Origin of the sequence: Rheinheimera sp. WS51 (genome assembly GCF_050936095.1) — a bacterium.
Taxonomy (GTDB): Bacteria; Pseudomonadota; Gammaproteobacteria; order Enterobacterales; family Alteromonadaceae; genus Alishewanella.
This window is the reverse complement of the sequence record NZ_JBOTRC010000021.1, coordinates 1-16,349: the sequence shown is the minus strand read 5'-3', so window position 1 is coordinate 16,349 and position 16,349 is coordinate 1. Positions and strand designations below refer to the sequence as shown.

Genomic DNA, 16,349 nt, shown 5'->3' with positions numbered 1-16,349 from the left:
TTAATGGCACTAACCGGCCCCAGGGTTAAACGCCCTTGCTGCTCTGCTGCAAAGTTGTGCTGATAATGTAAACCCAGTAAATCATCATCCTGCACAAAATAGCCCTGCTGCCACGGAAAAACCTGCTCTTTCGCTGGCGGCATAGCTCCGGCGTTTACGCTGGCCGATCCAGGCGGCGTACTGTATTCATACTCTGGGCGCTGGTAGTTGTATTCCAGTTGCTGAAACAGGTTACCGTACTCTTCGCTGTCCGGCATCATGGCCACCTGAGATCTAACGCGGCCCTGATAACCATAACGCTCAAATGGCATGTCTGCGACGATAAGCATTTTTTCCAGCCAGCCGTTTTGCCGCGACAGCATTAACTGGCCATAGAGTTTACCGTCATTGGGCTGCGCCGACAGCTGTGCGACTAAATGCGGCTCTGTTACCGCTAATACTGTTAAGCTGGCATCGGTCAGCCCCTGATAAGCAGGCAAGGTCACGCTGGCACCGACTTTAGCGGGGATCGTATTAATAAAAGTGCCGGCACTGAACATTTTTTTCAGCTCGGCCTCAAGCTCTGTGCCCCTGTCTTTTAGCAACGCCTGCCAAACGTCATCGTTTAAGGCGGCAAAATGCGTTACTTTACCGGCCTTTAAATCAGTTGTCAGAGTAAAGCCTTCAGAAAACAAGGCATGTAATTCCGGGTTAGCACTGGCGCGGCGGCTGTTTCGAAACCCACTCTGGCCATCCTGCATTTTCAGATAATCGATATAAAGCTCCAGCTTTGTTTCTTTACCGGTTTGCACCACTTTGTAGCGTGCTAATTGCTGCGACGTAGAGCTCATCTGCTCTTTGCCACGGCCGGTATCAATGCTGATAAATGTACGACTGACTACCTGATAGCCGCGTTCTTCGCCTTTTTGCGGGGAAAATTCGACGTCTTTATTTGGGTTAGAGCATGCAGCCAGCATGACACAAAGCGAAAAGCCCAATAACGATCTCATCAGCGTTTTGTTCCCTTTTTCAAAAAACGCGTATTCTATCGTTATAACGGCGTAAACAAAATGCTTAATACAGCCGTAAAAGCTGTAAAGGCACAATAACTGTGCCTTTACTTTTATTTTCTAAATCAGTTTATTGGCAGTTTTTTTGCTGTGTAACCAGTGGTATAACGCCGGCAGTACTACTAATGTCAGCAAAGTAGCCGAGATAATACCGCCAATCACTACTGTTGCCAGCGGGCGCTGTACTTCTGCCCCGGTGCCGGTATTCAACGCCATTGGCACAAACCCCAGGCTGGCCACCAGCGCTGTCATCAATACCGGACGTAACCGGATCAACGCGCCTTCAACCACGGCATACAGTAAATCGCCTTTTTCCTGCCATAGCTGGCGCATAAACGATACCATTACCAGACCGTTCAGCACCGCGACACCAGACAAGGCAATAAAGCCGACACCGGCTGAAATAGACAGCGGCATATCGCGCAGCCACAGTGCCAGTACGCCCCCCGTCAGTGCCAGTGGCACACCGGTAAAGATAATCAGTGCATCTTTGAGCGAATTAAACGCCATCACCAACAAGGCGATAATCAGCAATAAGGTCACCGGCACTACGATTGCCAGTCGTTTACTGGCCGACTCCAATTGCTCAAAAGTACCGCCATAATCCAGCCAGTAACCGGCTGGCAGAGTGACGTCGGCACTAATCCGCTGTTTCAGTTCGGCAACAAAGCTACCCAGATCGCGCTCGCGCACATTAGCCGATACCACAATACGGCGCTTACCATTTTCGCGGCTGATTTGTGCCGGTGCCGGTTGAATATCCAGCGTAGCAATTTCATTTAGCGGTACATAGCCTCCATCCGGCGTTGGAATAGGCAGCCATGACAGGCTATCAATATCACTGCGGATTTGCTCCGGTAAACGAACTATTAGCTGAAACCGGCGATCACCTTCATAGATTAGCCCCGCCTCTTCGCCACCAATCGACATGGCGATGATATCCTGAAACTGGCTGACTGTTAGTCCGTAACGGGATAAAGCCGTTAGCTTTGGCATTACCGACAGTACCGGTAAACCGGATACCTGTTCTGTTTTCACATCTGCCGCGCCGCTAATACTGTTGGCAACCTGCTCAATGCTGTTTGCTACGCTTAACAGCACATCCAGGTCATCACCAAACACTTTAATGCCCACATCCGAACGCACACCAGAAATCAGCTCGTTAAAACGCATCTGAATCGGCTGGGTAAACTCGTAGTTATTACCAGGCAGTTGTTCCAGTGCCTGTTCCATTTCAGCTACCAGCGCCGCTTTGGTTTTACGCGGATCCGGCCATTCGCTGCGCGGTTTTAAAATAACAAAGTTGTCTGCAACGTTCGGCGGCATCGGATCAGTTGCTACTTCCGGCGTACCAATTTTGGCAAAAACCTTATCAACTTCAGGAAATTGCTTAATCCGCTGCTCCAGTACTTCCTGCATTGCAACTGACTGCTCCAGGCCGGTGCCGGTTACCCGCATCGCATGCAAGGCAATATCGCCCTCATCCAGCTGTGGAATAAACTCTGAGCCAAGCGTAGTGGCCAGCCAGATGCAGCCGACAACCAACGCGCTGGCCAGCCCCACCACTAGCAGCCGGAGTTTAAGCACGGCGTGCAGTATCGGCCGGTAGACAGATTTAGCAGCTACTATTAGCGGGCTTTCCTGCTCTTTGATTTTACCGCTCATAAATACGGCAATAGCCGCTGGCACTATTGTCAGAGATAGCACCATTGCCGCCAGCAGCGCCATCACTACCGTTGCCGCCATAGGGTGAAACATTTTGCCTTCAACCCCGGTTAAAGCGAACACCGGAATATACACTACGGTAATAATGGCCACGCCGAATAAGCTGGGTTTAATCACCTCGGTGGTGGCTTCAAACACCACTTTTAAACGTTCGCGCAGTAGCAGCAAACCGCCGGTTTGATGTTGCGCCAGGCCTAAACGGCGAATGCAGTTTTCGACAATAATCACCGCACCATCGACAATCAGGCCAAAGTCGAGCGCACCTAAACTCATCAGGTTAGCGGATACGCCTTGCTGCACCATACCGGTAATGGTGGCCAGCATTGCCAGCGGGATTACGGCGGCGGTAATCAGTGCCGCACGGATATTACCCAGCAGCACAAACAGCACCACAATGACCAGTAATGCGCCTTCCAACAGATTTTTTTGCACAGTCGCAATGGTTTTATCGACCAAAGTCGTGCGGTCATACACGGCTTCTACTATCACACCTGCTGGCAAAGAGGTTTTTATAGCCTCCAGTTTGGCTGCCGCATCACGTGCTACTGCCCGGGAGTTCTCTCCCAGCAGCATCATCACCGTACCCATTACGGTTTCGTGGCCGTCACGGGTAGCGGCACCGGTACGTAACTCTTTGCCAAGCCCAACTTCTGCCACATCTTTTATCCGGATAGGTACTGAGCCATTTAACGCCACCACGACATTTTCAATACTACTGATAGTACTGAGCTGGCTGGGCGAACGTACCAGTAATTGCTGGCCATTACGCTCAATGTAACCTGCACCACGGTTAGTATTATTGCTAAGCAGTGCTTCTGACAGTTGCGGCAACGTAATACCCATTGCCAGCATTTTTGCCGGATCAGGCATCACGTGGTACTGTTTGTCATAACCACCGATGGTATTAACCTCAACCACACCGGGCACTTGCGCCAGTTGCGGTTTGATAATCCAGTCCTGTACTTCACGCAAATACATGGCATCAAGCGGTTTGCCATTTGCATCAGTAGCGCCGGGTTTAACATCGACGGTATAAACAAATATTTCACCCAGGCCAGTAGCAATGGGTCCCATTTGTGGTTCCAGTCCGGCAGGCAGTGCATTCTTGATACTGCCAAGCCGCTCATTAAGCAGGTTACGGGCAAAATAAATGTCGGTGCCTTCTTCAAACACCACTGTTACCTGTGACAGCCCGTAACGTGACAACGAACGGGTATATTTTAGTTTTGGCAAGCCATAAAGCGCCGTTTCCACCACAAAGGTAATCCGTTGCTCAGCCTCCAAAGGTGAATAGCCAGGCGCTTCGGTGTTAATTTGTACCTGTACGTTGGTAATATCAGGTACTGCATCGATAGGTAATCGCTGGTAACTCCACAGCCCGGCGCCAATCAGTAACAAGATCAGGCCCAGCATCAGATACCGTCGCTCAATTGAGAAACGAACGATAGCTTCAATCATGTTTATCTCCTTTTCATCTGCCTGAGCGAGCAAAGGTTACGCAAGGCAAGAACGGGCGAAGCAGCGCAGTTTACATGCGGTAAATGAGCATGCTGAGCCGGTTTTTAACGCTGCAGAACCAAAGCGCAGCCAGGCAAATTTTAGTGTTCGTGAGCTGCGCCGGCTTTTTCGATCTCAGCCTTAATCAGATAACTATTTACCACCACATACTCTTCAGCAGCATGCAGACCAGACAGCACTTCAGTAAAGCGCCCATCGGTGCGGCCTAGCTGCAGTGGTCGCGGTTCATAGCGGTTGCCTTCGCGCACAAACACCACCTGCTTACCTTCCAGATCCTGTAAGGCTTTGTTATCTATCACCAGAGAAACATCTATGATTTCAGCATCCACCAGCGCATTGACCCGCTCTCCGGCAGAAAAATGGCCGTTACTGTTATCCAGTGCAACCCGCGCCAATACATAAGGCTGGCCGGAGGCAGGCAAAATATGGCTTATCTGACTATCAACCCTGCCGCCGCGAGCTTCGATATGCACCGGCAGGCCGGTTTTTATCTCATCCAATGAGGCAGGAAACATTTTCAGCTCAGCCCACAATATGCTGCTGTCTGCCAGTGAAAATAACGTTTCACCAGCTGTGTATTCGCCCTGGCTGGCATACTGTTGCAACAACACTCCGGCTATCGGTGCCGTTACCGGATAAGTGCGCAGGCTGTCATTGGATTCAACCAACGCCAGCACCTCACCTTTTTTCACTGTGTCGCCAACTGCAGGCTTTATCTGGGTAATCATGCCAGGAAAACGGGCTCGCACCTGTGCCTGACGGTTAGGTGGGATTACAAGCTCACCGTATAACGGAATATGGCGTTCAATGGTGCCGGCACCTGCCGTCGCCACTTCAATCCCTACCCTTTTTGCCATGTCGGCATCAATCGTTGCGGCTTCATCGTGATCATCATCATGGTCGCTGCCATGATCGTGCCCGCTATCATCATGGGCATGAGCGCTGTTTGTTTGCGCCGTTTTCGGTTTTTCATCATGACTGTGGCCCGGCCCGGCCTGAGCAGGTGCAACAGCCATACCCTGAGCGATCAGTAATGCAAGGAATAACGCGGAATATTTCATTTGGAAGATCCTGATTCAGTAGTGATAAGCTGAGTGGGTGTCTTTATCGCCAGAGGTGATGCCGCAAGCGCAACACCGGCAAGCTGTTCAATCAGTACCTGATTGCTCAGTGCGGTACTGGCAGCATTAACCAACTCAAGCTGAGCGTCCTGTAGTGCCTGACGGGCAGAAATCCACTCTGCATAGCCATAACGGCCACGGCGGTATGCGTCTTCAGTTTGTTGTAGTGCCTGCTCCAGCACCGGCAGAATATCGCGCTGCATATCTTTCACAGCCATACTGCTGTAACGGTGAGTTTGCCAGGCCTGATACAAGCGGGCGCGTAAATCCAGCAAGGCAGTTTCTTTTTCAAACTGTTCCGCTTGAGACTCTGCCTGCGCCGCAGTTATCGCACCCTGATTACGCTGTTTACTAAACAAAGGCACTGACACGCCGGCAACCAAACCAAAATCCCGGCTTTCTTGTGAACGCATGGCTCCAATCTGCCAGCGTACATCACCCGCCGACTGACTTTGCGCCAGTGTCAGCTCAGCATCACGCAAGCGTTGCCGGGCTGCAAAGACCTCTACGGTGGGGGTTGCCAGCACTTGTTGATAAAGTGTTTGAAAGGAGGGGCTTTGCGCCAGCTGAAATAAATCACCACTAACCTGATTAAAATCGGCTTGTTCCGCCCCCCATAAACTGACCAGCGCCAACTTGCTGCTATCCAGCTCGGTTTGCAGTAAGCCATGCTGCAACTGTGCTTGCTTAAAGGCCACTTTAGCCCTTAGTTGCTCGGCCTTTGGTGCTGCACCACGCTGCACCCGCTGCGTCACCAGCATTAAAGCCTGCTCAGTCATACTGACGGTTTGTGCCGCCAGCGCCGTTTTTTGCTGCAATGTCAGCACAGTTACAAAACGCTGGGTCAGCTCGCCCAGTAAATCCAGGCTCGCGGCCTGGCGCTGCGCCAGCAATAATCCCTGATTTGCACTGGACACCGCCATCCGGGCCTGGCGCTTATCGCCAAGCTCAATAACGGAAGACAACGACACCGTAACTTCGAGGCTTTTAACACCCGACATATCACCAGTGCCAAAGGCATTATCGGCCTGCACGCCGAGTTCATAGCCTGGCGTTAGCTCTGCCAATTGCTGCTGACCCGCCGCTGCTTTTAAGCGCCAATCAAATACGTGTAATTGCGGATGTTGTTGTAACACCCGCTTTGCTGCCTGTTGCAGCGTTAACTCTGCTGTTGCAGGTTCAGCGGCATTTACTGTCAGGCTCAGCAGCACACTGCCAGCAGCCAATAAACCTAACGCTGCAAAGCGTTTGCAATTCATTTTTAAGAACATAGCAAAATCCTGTTATAGGTAATGTAAAAACCAAAAAAACAGAATCAGCTGATGGGTGGGCGGTAAATGCTTCGTTTAGGGGAAGAGGGTAGATAATTTAAGTAAGACACCAGCAATTCATTACCAATTACCGGCAAAGCCGGAGCTGGTTTAAACAAGCCAATATGTGCGGCATGGCAATGACTACAATGGTCGCAACCTGCATGAAGTGAGGCATCAGTTAATGATGATTGTTCTGCGGCTACAACCGTACTGGTGTCAGACCATGATATTTGATGATGAATATCATCAGCAGAATGTTCAACAGCGAAAGCGCTGGAAACTACGCATAACAATTGCACCACCAGCAGTAATGCCATCAACATTCTGCTTAGTGGTGTTTTAGTCAGTGCGTAGTTGCTTATCAAAATAATGACCGCCTTACTAATTTAACGAAGTTAGCTTTTAAGGTACGAGCGCAATACGCTAATAACCTGTTCTACATCCGCATCGCGCTGTAAAGGCTCCAGGTTATCGCCTGCCAGATGATCACGAATATGGTGTTCCAGTATCTCAGTCATTAGGCCATTAATAGCACCTCGCACCGCAGCAATTTGCTGTAGTACTTTACTACAATCACCTTCGGCCAGCAGCTGTTTTTCCAGCCCTTCAACCTGACCTTTAATCCGCCGTACCCGCGTCAGTAACTTGGGTTTATTGGTAATTGAATGAGTCATACCGTACTCCGTAACTATACTCCCCTATAGTATAGTCAGTTTTAATCTTTCTCAAGTCTGTAGCTATAAAAGCTGTCTCTTATTTTATGTTGTTTGTGGCAAAAAGAGCTCTGTTACAAAACGCCCGGTTATGTCTTGTGAAAAAATTAACTCTCCGCCGTGTAAGTTAACAATTTTGCGGGTAATCGATAATCCAAGGCCAGCTCCTGCAACATCCTGATGACCATAACTCCGGAAAAAGCGCTCTCCCAATCGGGCTAGCTCAAGCGTAATATCACCATTAATTGCATTACTCACACTTATCACTACAGCGTGCTGTTCTATACGCGCCTTGATACTGACCTCACTTTGAGCAGGTGCATACTTAGCCGCATTGTCCAGTAAATTACGCAATGCAGCATGAAATAATGCAGGATCGACACGAACCTGTAGCTGCTTTGGTATATCGACCACCCAAATTACGCGATCAATTAGCGGCAAATCAACCGACGCCAAAGCATCTTCTGTTAGCCTAAGAAGCTGAATTGCCTGATATTGCAGTACAATATTATGTTCCAGTTTTTCTGTTTCCATTAACTGCTTAACCAGGTGTGCCAGACGGCGTGTACTTTTTCCAATGGCTTGTATCGCTGTACGTTGCTCTTGGCTATCGGTCGCTTTTTCCAGATTATCGGTATGCACTTGTAAAACACTAAGCGGGGTTCTTAATTCATGAGATACATCCGCAATAAACATTTTCTCTTTTTTAAGATAAGCTTTTAACTCAGCCATAAGTTTATTTACCGCTTCTCTGAATGGCCTTAACTCTCGTGGTAACGGCATCTCAATAGGTTGTAATTCAGTAGGGTTGGTTTCTGCCAGCTTTTTCGATAATTCCCGTACCGGCTTCGTGCCCCATTCCACAGCCAGCCAGACAAGTAACATTATCGGCAATATCGCTACCCCCAGCGGTAACAACTGATTCAGTGTTAAATGCCAGCTTAACTCGTCCCGAACATCTTCCCGTTGCGCAGTAAAGATCCAGGCTTTTTCATCAGGCACATATAAGCTAAAGCCAATCCACAGGTATTGATTATGCCGGATCTCGTGAAAACCTGATTGTTTGGGCAACAATGGCGTTTTGCCGACATTACCGGAACGGATTAACAGTTGACCATTTTCATGCCAGACCTGAACTGCAATTTTGCTTTCGTACTTATGCCCCTCGGAATACCGTTCTTCTGCAGAAGTACGCTCTATGCCATCGTCCAGCAAAAATGGCATTTCAATGGCGTGATCACTATCTGCAGTCAGGGGAGTATTGGGCTCTACCAGTAAATGACGAACTAACCGTGCATACTGTGCCAGCTGAGCATCAAATAACTCGTCAATTTCATGATGAACATTAAACCATGTGTTCAGGCTGGTAATCAGTAACATTAACAGGATAACCGCATTAACACTGAGCAACAGCATCCGGCGAATACTGTTAATTTTCACGATGACTCACCAGCATATAACCGACTCCTCTGACCGTTTTTATCAGCGATGCTGTAGTTTTTTTACGGATATTATGAATATGCACCTCTATGGAGTTACTTTCTGTTTCGCCTGTCCAGCCCGAACTGAGTTCATCCAGATACTGTCTACTCAGAATTTTATCCGGATGTAACATAAACTCTTTCAGGATCAAAAACTCACGTGAAGTCAGTACTATATCCCGCCCCTGATAGCGGCAAAGATGCTGCTGCATATTCATTTCTACTTCCTGACAAGTCAGGATGTCCTGCTGTCGTTGCTGATAACGCCGCAGTAATACTCTTAAACGGGCTTCAATTTCTCTGCTATCGCAGGGTTTCAGCACATAATCATCAGCGCCGGCATTTAATGCCTCAACCTTGGTTTCAAGATGATCCCATGCCGTCAGCACCAGAATAGGTGTTGTAACCTTTTTAGCCCGTAAGGTTTTAATTACATGTAATGCCAACCCGTCTGGCAACCCCAGATCCAGAATAATCACATCAAACCCGCTACTGGTTGCTGCCACTATGGCTTGCGAACCGGTAATACAGTGTTCTGTCCGGTAATGCATACGTGATAATGCAGTAATTAACCCCTGCGCAAGCAGGCTATCATCTTCAACCAGTAACAATCTCATAAAGGCTTTTTCCAGCTAGCTTAGAGTAAAATACATAACCAGACGGCGGCACTGGCAACGAGCGTTATTAATACAGCTGCCGACCCAATATCTTTCGCTTTACCGCTTAGCTCGTGATATTCACTGCCAATGCGATCCACCACCACTTCAATGCCGGTATTTAATAGCTCCACGATCAGAATCAGTAATGCACTCAATAACAATAGCGCACGCTCGGCCGCAGATACATCAACCCACAAGGCTACAGGTAGCAATACCAGTAATAAGATAATTTCCTGCCGTATTGCCGCTTCTGATCTCCAGCTACTGGCCAGCCCTTGCCACGAATTGACTCCGGCCAACATGATCCGTTTAACCCCTTTAGCCTCTGATTTCATATACCCCCCTATGATTGGAGATAACAGTATAAAAGCACAGTCTTAAGAAAGTCTTAAGCATTGTTCGTTAGCCTTGCAGCCACTCTATCTGGCAGTACGGCGAGCCTCTATGACTAAAGTTTCTGCAGTAAAATTCCCGGTATTACGACAAATAACATGCGGTCCCTACACCTACTTACTACGTATGATTCTTATCGGGTTGATACTATTAAGTGCGGCCCGGCTTGGTCTGGTGCTATGGCTATATGACAGGGTAGCACCTACAGACCAATTGGGCATGATATTCCTGCAGGGGATTCGGGCCGACCTGATTCTACTTTGTATCTGGTCTGCAATACCCGTTCTGTTATCGCTGTGCTGGGCGCGTCCCGGATTACAGCACAGCTGGTTTCGTTTTAGCTATTGGTGGTGCCTGACGGGTTTAATCCTTATTGCATTTATCGAACTATCCACCCCCGCCTTTATTCAGCAATACGATATACGGCCAAACCGCTTGTACATTGAGTATCTGAAATACCCGAAAGAAGTTTTCTCTACCTTATGGCATGGCTTCCGATTGCCACTGGTGGCAGGAACCGTGTTAACTGTCGCAGCCGCTCTACTGCTGCACCGGGCGCTAAGGCTACCGAAGCACACATTGCAAGTATGGCCACTGCGCCAGCATTTACTACTGTGGCCCCTGGTGGTTTTTATGGTATTTGCCGGCATCCGTTCCACTACAGCACACCGCCCTGCTAACCCGGCGCTGTTTGCAATTACCTCTGATGCTATGGTGAATTCTCTCGTCATCAACTCGGGCTATTCGGTTTTATTTGCCTTGTATAACCTCAAACATGAAGCCCGTTCCAGCGAAATGTACGGTAAACTGCCAGAGACACAAATGCTGAATTTAAGCCTTAACTGGCCCTGGCTGCAGCAATATGATTTTAATAATGCAGAATACCCAACCTTACACTGGCAACAAGCCGTAAAACAGCGTAATAAACCGCTGAACATAGTAATAGTGTTGATGGAAAGCCAGGGCGCCACCTTTGTTGAATCACTCGGCGGCGCACCGGTCACTCCAGAGCTGGAACAGCTGAAACAGCAAGGCATCTGGTTTGACAATCTGTATGCTACCGGCACCCGCTCAGTACGCGGTATTGAAGCGGTTGTTGCCGGCTTTATGCCGACACCGGCCCAAAGCACGGTAAAGCTGTCAAACAGTCAGCAAGGTTTTACCACTCTGGCATCCATCTTAAAAAAACAGGGCTACCACACTCAGTTTATTTATGGTGGCGAAGCACACTTTGATAATATGCGTAGCTTTTTTACCGGCAATGGTTTTCAGGAGATTGTGGATTTACCTAAAATCAATAATCCGGTGCTGGTAGGTAGTTGGGGAGCCAGCGATGAAGACTTGTTCAGAACTGCACATCAGCAGTTATTGGCCCTGCATCAACAGCAGCAACCGTTTTTCAGCCTGATATTTTCCTCTAGCAATCATGAACCTTTCGAATTCCCGGACGGCCGGATTTCACTATACCAAGAGCCTAAAAATACGGCTTACAATGCAGTGAAATATGCAGACTGGTCAATGGGCCGCTTTTTTGAGCAAGCAATGAAAAGCCCTTATTGGCAGGATACGCTGTTTCTGGTGGTAGCAGATCATGATAACAGGGTCTATGGCAGTAACCTGATCCCGGTGGAAAAGTTTCGCATTCCAGGACTAATTCTGGGCGCAGACACTCAGCCTGAAATACTCACAACCTTAAGTAGTCAGATTGATCTGGCTCCCACTCTGCTTAGCATGGCTGGGATATCGTCCTGTCACCCGATGACGGGACGTGATCTGTTGCTGGACAGTACCAGTTCTGGGCGGGCTCTGATACAGTTTGACAATCTGTTTGCCCTGATGACAGAGGATAAACTTACTATTCTGAAACCCGATGGTAAGGCGGTTAGTGCCAACTATAATCGTGAACACCAGCAATTAACGCTCTCTGAAGAAGCGGTAAGTCCCTTGCAACAACAGCAGGCTTTAGCACAGGTACAACTTCCTTCTTACCTGTATCGTGAACGTAAATACAACGATGATATCCCTTGTGAAAGCCCTTAAAGGGCTTTCTGCTATAGGTAACAGCAATAGTTTGTTAAGGATCCACAGGAATTTAAGCATTTCTTAAGCACCGCCCCATAAGCTGCGTTGCATATCAGTAGATTATGGAAAGCTTATGTCAGACCTAACGCCCACCGCACATTTGCAAACAGTACCCCTGCCCCGGCAAACCATAGCATTTAACCATAGCTCGCCACTATGGCATCCGCTCTGGTTTGCTTTTGTCGGCGCTTTGGCAATGACCCTACTACTGAACACGCCCTTTTTCGATGCCATACAAGCCAGGGCAGCAGGCCAGTATTCATTACAACTCAGTCTTGTATCATTATTATTCTTACTGAATTTTCTGTTACTCACCTTGTTCAGCTTCCGGCCTGTACAAAAGCCGGTATTTTTATTGCTGTTTCTGCTGGGCTCAACCGCACTGTATTTTAATACCAGTTACGGTGTCGTCATTGATAAAAGTATGCTGCAAAATGCACTGGAAACCGATCCGGCTGAAGCACAAGGGTTGTTGTCTGGCGGGATGTTGTGGCAATTAACCAAGCTGATGCTGTTTCCATTGCTGGCGGTTACCGTTATCCGAACCAAAATAGTGCGCAACAAACGCTTTTTACTGCACTGGCTGGCGGCAATACTGCTGATTATACTAACGCTGTTCAGTATTGTTACAATCAATTACTCACAGTTAGCGCCTTTTTTTCGCAACTTCCGCGAAGTACGTTATCTGGCACTGCCCGTCAGCACCCTGTCAGCCACAGTATCGTTGGCCAATAACATCCGTAAAACGGCATTTCCGGTCAGTTTTAATCAGCTTGGTCTCGATGCCAAACAGCTACCTGCGGCAACGTCCTCGACAAAACCCAAGCTGATTGTTTTGGTGGTCGGAGAAACAGCCAGGGCCGATCACTTTGGGCTAAATGGTTATGTCAGAAATACCACCCCGCTGCTCAGTGCACTGCCTGTATATAGCTTTAAACAAGCGTCATCATGCGGTACGGCTACGGCTCACTCTTTACCTTGTATGTTTTCGGCTCTGTCGCGTACCGACTATATAGAAAGCACTGCCAAAAACAGCAGTAATGTTCTGGATATACTGCAACACGCCGGTGTTGAAGTGTCTTGGCTTGATAATAACTCAGGCTGCAAAGGCGTGTGCAACCGTGTACCGTCAGAGTTTTTATTTGAGCAACAAAATCACTCCAGCTGTGACAAAGGCCAGTGTCTGGACAGTGTACTCACCGAGCGGCTACCGGTTTACCTTAGCAAGGCTAATACCGCCACAAAAGACCGCCTGATCGTGCTTCATCAACTGGGCAGTCATGGCCCGGAGTATTACCGGCGCAGTGCAATAACCGACAAAGCTTTTGTGCCGGAATGTCAAAACAAGCAACTACCGTTGTGTTCACAGCAAGATGTGATCAATGCGTATGATAACAGCATTATTGCAACCGACCAGTTGCTGGCTACCGTTATCAAGCAGTTGTCAGCGGCCAAGGACTATCAAACCGCCATGCTATATGTTTCAGATCATGGGGAATCTCTGGGCGAAAATGGCATTTACCTGCATGGGCTACCGTACTGGATGGCTCCCACAGCTCAGACACATATACCACTGCTATGGTGGATGTCCGAAAACTACATCACAGGTCAAAAGGTAAACACCTCATGTATACAGCAGCAGACAGAACAGAAAGCCAGCCACGACAACCTTTTTCATACCCTGCTGGCAATATTTAACGTACAAACCACGATGCGAGAAACACAACTTGAATTGTTTAGCCAGTGCCAGAATGATCTATCAGCGTATAAATAAAATCTGCTCAGCAATTGATCCTGCTCAAAACAGCAACTACTATACTGGGGTATAGTATAAAGGTGAGATATAAGGAGCCGATATGAGCGATAAACATAAAGATCACTCTCATTCTGAGACAGAACCCCATTCACATGCCGGTTTTTTAGGCGCCAATACAGAGCTTTTGTTCGCACTTGCCAGTGGTTTTATGCTGGCGGCTGGTTTTATTATCGGTAAAGTGTCAGCAAGTACGCCTGCCTGGCTACCTTTTATCTGTTACCTTAGCGCCTATTTTTTCGGTGGCTTTTTTACCCTGCGTGAAGCCATTGAAAACCTTCGCCATAAACGTTTTGAAATTGACACCTTGATGCTGGTTGCGGCGGCTGGTGCGGCTGCTTTGGGTGCCTGGGCTGAAGGTGCCTTGTTATTGTTCTTGTTTAGTCTGGGACATGCGCTGGAACACTACGCCATGGGCAGAGCTAAACGGGCTATCGAAGCACTGGCGGAGCTGGCCCCTAAAACAGCGATGGTTCGCCGTAATGAGCAACTGCTGGAAATTCCGGTAGAAACATTGGAAGTGGGCGATATTGTGGTCGTTCGCCCCAACGAACGCCTGCCTGCAGACGGTTTTCTGATTAAAGGCACCAGCAGCATTAACCAGGCGCCGGTTACCGGGGAAAGTATTCCGGTTGATAAACACCCGGTTGATGATCCGGAGTTTGCCCGCAAGCGCCCGGATTCTATAGAAGCTGCCAGCAAAGTGTTCGCCGGAACCATAAATGGTGGCGGAGCCATTGAGATAGAAGTGACCAGCCGCTCCAGCGATTCCGCTCTGGCCCGTGCGGTCAAGATGGTGAGCGAAGCAGAGATACGCAAGTCCCCTACTCAACGCTTTACCGATAAATTCGAGCGTATTTTTGTGCCCGCCGTACTGGGACTGGTCGTGATATTGCTGTTTGCCTGGGTCGTTATTGACGAGCCTTTCCGCGATAGTTTTTACCGTGCCATGGCGGTACTGGTTGCCGCCAGCCCCTGTGCACTGGCCATTGCCACCCCCAGTGCCGTATTATCCGGTATTGCCAGAGCTGCCCGTGGCGGCGTATTAATTAAAGGCGGCGCACCATTGGAAGAGCTGGGCGCACTAACCGCCATGGCGTTTGATAAAACCGGCACGCTGACTGAAGGCCGCCCGCATATTACCGATATTGTTGTGGCACAAGGTGTATCAGAAGAAGAACTGCTGCGTGTAGCCGTTGCAGTAGAAGCACTGAGTGACCACCCGCTGGCCGCAGCAATCACCCGTGATGGCCGCAAACGGCTGGCCGGTAAAGAACCAGCCCAGGCAGAAAACCTGCAAAGCTATGCCGGTTTGGGAGTAAGTGCACAACTGGATGGAAAAACGGTCTGGATTGGCAAAGCCAAGATGTTTGGTAATGAAGAAACCGGTCAAGCTATCGCGCCACTAAACCCGCAGACAACAGAAGCCATCAATGATTTGCGCAACAGTGGCCGTACTGTTATGGCAATACGCCACGGAGAGCGCGATTTAGGCGCTATTGGCCTGATGGATACCCCCCGCCCTGCCGCTAAAGCTGCGTTAGCGACCTTACGGCAGCTGGGTATCTCAAGAATGATTATGATCTCCGGTGATAACCAGCAGGTTGCAGAAGCTGTGGCAAAAGAAGTTGGCCTGGATGAAGCCTGGGGCGATTTAATGCCACAGGATAAAGTCACTGCTATCCGTAAATTACGCGAAACAACCCAGGTTGCGATGGTGGGTGATGGTGTTAATGATGCACCGGCTATGGCGAATGCCAGTGTCGGCATTGCCATGGGCGCAGCCGGCTCTGATGTTGCACTGGAAACCGCAGATGTTGCCCTGATGGCAGACGACCTGCGCCATCTGCCTTTTGCGGTAGATTTAAGCCGTCGTACCCGCCGCATTATTCTGCAGAATGTATTTGTCAGCCTTGGTATCGTAGCATTACTGGTGCCAGCAACCATAATGGGGCTGGGCATCGGTGCTGCGGTGGCTGTACATGAAGGTTCAACACTGATTGTGGTATTTAACGCCCTGCGTCTGCTGGCTTATACTCCAGCCAAAAACATAGCGCCAGAAGCATAAATATCATCCCCAAAAAATAATTACAGGCGGCATAATAACGGTAATCATACCAAACGGGCAGTTACTGCCCGTTCTGTACAAGTTGGCACACAACAAGCAGCATTAATATTTTGCCATGGCAGCGCTATATTTTTGGGTGCCGCCATTGCGAAAATAGCAGCAGCCCCCCAAATCTGGGTTTGTATTTGTTTTATTACCCCGGAGGACAGACTATGTTTTACGATATTACCGTAGTGCAATTTAGCAAAATGCTGCAAAATTTAAGCGCCATCCTTAACAAAGGCGCCAGTTTTGCCGAAACAAAAAAAGTGGATGTTGCCGTTTTACTGAATGCGCGTTTAGCACCGGATCAGTTTCATCTTATCCGCCAGGTGCAAATTGCCTGCGACACAGCCAAATTAGGCGTAGCACGCC

At 48.9% G+C, this 16,349-nt stretch carries 13 protein-coding genes; 4 read left to right on the top strand and 9 right to left on the bottom strand.

What is annotated here, in order from left to right; genetic code table 11:
- From ACRCA4_RS14410 to ACRCA4_RS14370, 9 genes are all read right to left on the bottom strand, one after another.
- Positions 1 to 989, bottom strand: a 989-nt coding sequence (locus ACRCA4_RS14410; RefSeq protein ID WP_433190112.1) for a hypothetical protein, incomplete at its 3' end; no start/stop codon positions are given.
- A 120-nt stretch (positions 990 to 1,109) separates the two neighbouring features.
- Positions 1,110 to 4,232 (bottom strand): efflux RND transporter permease subunit, encoded by a 3,123-nt coding sequence (locus ACRCA4_RS14405; RefSeq protein ID WP_433190110.1) that lies wholly within the window; start codon positions 4,230 to 4,232, stop codon positions 1,110 to 1,112.
- 140 nt (positions 4,233 to 4,372) lie between these two features.
- Entirely contained in the window at positions 4,373 to 5,353 is a 981-nt protein-coding gene (locus ACRCA4_RS14400; RefSeq protein ID WP_134054414.1) for an efflux RND transporter periplasmic adaptor subunit, read from the bottom strand.
- Positions 5,350 to 6,684 (bottom strand): TolC family protein, encoded by a 1,335-nt coding sequence (locus ACRCA4_RS14395; RefSeq protein ID WP_273020459.1) that lies wholly within the window; start codon positions 6,682 to 6,684, stop codon positions 5,350 to 5,352. The genes ACRCA4_RS14400 and ACRCA4_RS14395 overlap by 4 nt, the downstream gene beginning before the upstream one ends.
- Before the next feature lie 44 nt (positions 6,685 to 6,728).
- Positions 6,729 to 7,091, bottom strand: a complete 363-nt coding sequence (locus ACRCA4_RS14390; protein ID WP_433190105.1) for a hypothetical protein — start codon at positions 7,089 to 7,091, stop codon at positions 6,729 to 6,731.
- Positions 7,092 to 7,121: 30 nt separating this feature from the next.
- Entirely contained in the window at positions 7,122 to 7,400 is a 279-nt protein-coding gene (locus ACRCA4_RS14385) for a metal/formaldehyde-sensitive transcriptional repressor (RefSeq protein WP_008984039.1), read from the bottom strand.
- Between the two features lie 84 nt (positions 7,401 to 7,484).
- On the bottom strand, positions 7,485 to 8,879 hold the full coding sequence (locus ACRCA4_RS14380) for an ATP-binding protein (protein WP_433190102.1): 1,395 nt from the start codon (positions 8,877 to 8,879) through the stop codon (positions 7,485 to 7,487).
- Positions 8,869 to 9,537: a response regulator gene (locus ACRCA4_RS14375; RefSeq protein ID WP_008984041.1), complete on the bottom strand. Its 669-nt coding sequence runs from the start codon at positions 9,535 to 9,537 to the stop codon at positions 8,869 to 8,871. Before ACRCA4_RS14375 ends, ACRCA4_RS14380 begins: the two co-directional genes overlap by 11 nt.
- A 20-nt stretch (positions 9,538 to 9,557) precedes the next feature.
- The gene (locus ACRCA4_RS14370) at positions 9,558 to 9,914 is read right to left on the bottom strand and encodes a diacylglycerol kinase (protein ID WP_008223741.1); all 357 of its coding nucleotides are present in this window, start codon (positions 9,912 to 9,914) and stop codon (positions 9,558 to 9,560) included.
- A gap of 109 nt (positions 9,915 to 10,023) precedes the next feature.
- Here ACRCA4_RS14370 and ACRCA4_RS14365 point away from each other — a divergent pair, with 109 nt between their 5' ends.
- From ACRCA4_RS14365 to ACRCA4_RS14350, 4 genes are all read left to right on the top strand, one after another.
- Positions 10,024 to 12,012 (top strand): LTA synthase family protein, encoded by a 1,989-nt coding sequence (locus ACRCA4_RS14365; protein ID WP_433190097.1) that lies wholly within the window; start codon positions 10,024 to 10,026, stop codon positions 12,010 to 12,012.
- 115 nt (positions 12,013 to 12,127) lie between these two features.
- A complete protein-coding gene (locus ACRCA4_RS14360; protein WP_433190094.1) occupies positions 12,128 to 13,828 on the top strand; it encodes a phosphoethanolamine transferase in 1,701 nt (566 codons plus the stop codon).
- A gap of 82 nt (positions 13,829 to 13,910) precedes the next feature.
- On the top strand, positions 13,911 to 15,935 hold the full coding sequence (locus tag ACRCA4_RS14355; protein ID WP_215399171.1) for a heavy metal translocating P-type ATPase: 2,025 nt from the start codon (positions 13,911 to 13,913) through the stop codon (positions 15,933 to 15,935).
- Positions 15,936 to 16,147: 212 nt separating this feature from the next.
- Positions 16,148 to 16,349, top strand: a 202-nt coding sequence (locus tag ACRCA4_RS14350; RefSeq protein WP_433190090.1) for a DUF1993 family protein, incomplete at its 3' end; no start/stop codon positions are given.

Coding starts and splice junctions, on each gene's coding strand:
- ACRCA4_RS14375 (WP_008984041.1), bottom strand. CDS start 9,537: ATGAGATTGTTACTGGTTGAAGATGATAGCCTGCTTGCGCAGGGGTTA.
- ACRCA4_RS14385 (WP_008984039.1), bottom strand. CDS start 7,400: ATGACTCATTCAATTACCAATAAACCCAAGTTACTGACGCGGGTACGG.
- ACRCA4_RS14400 (WP_134054414.1), bottom strand. CDS start 5,353: ATGAAATATTCCGCGTTATTCCTTGCATTACTGATCGCTCAGGGTATG.
- ACRCA4_RS14395 (WP_273020459.1), bottom strand. CDS start 6,684: ATGTTCTTAAAAATGAATTGCAAACGCTTTGCAGCGTTAGGTTTATTG.
- ACRCA4_RS14405 (WP_433190110.1), bottom strand. CDS start 4,232: ATGATTGAAGCTATCGTTCGTTTCTCAATTGAGCGACGGTATCTGATG.
- ACRCA4_RS14360 (WP_433190094.1), top strand. CDS start 12,128: ATGTCAGACCTAACGCCCACCGCACATTTGCAAACAGTACCCCTGCCC.
- ACRCA4_RS14365 (WP_433190097.1), top strand. CDS start 10,024: ATGACTAAAGTTTCTGCAGTAAAATTCCCGGTATTACGACAAATAACA.
- ACRCA4_RS14370 (WP_008223741.1), bottom strand. CDS start 9,914: ATGAAATCAGAGGCTAAAGGGGTTAAACGGATCATGTTGGCCGGAGTC.
- ACRCA4_RS14355 (WP_215399171.1), top strand. CDS start 13,911: ATGAGCGATAAACATAAAGATCACTCTCATTCTGAGACAGAACCCCAT.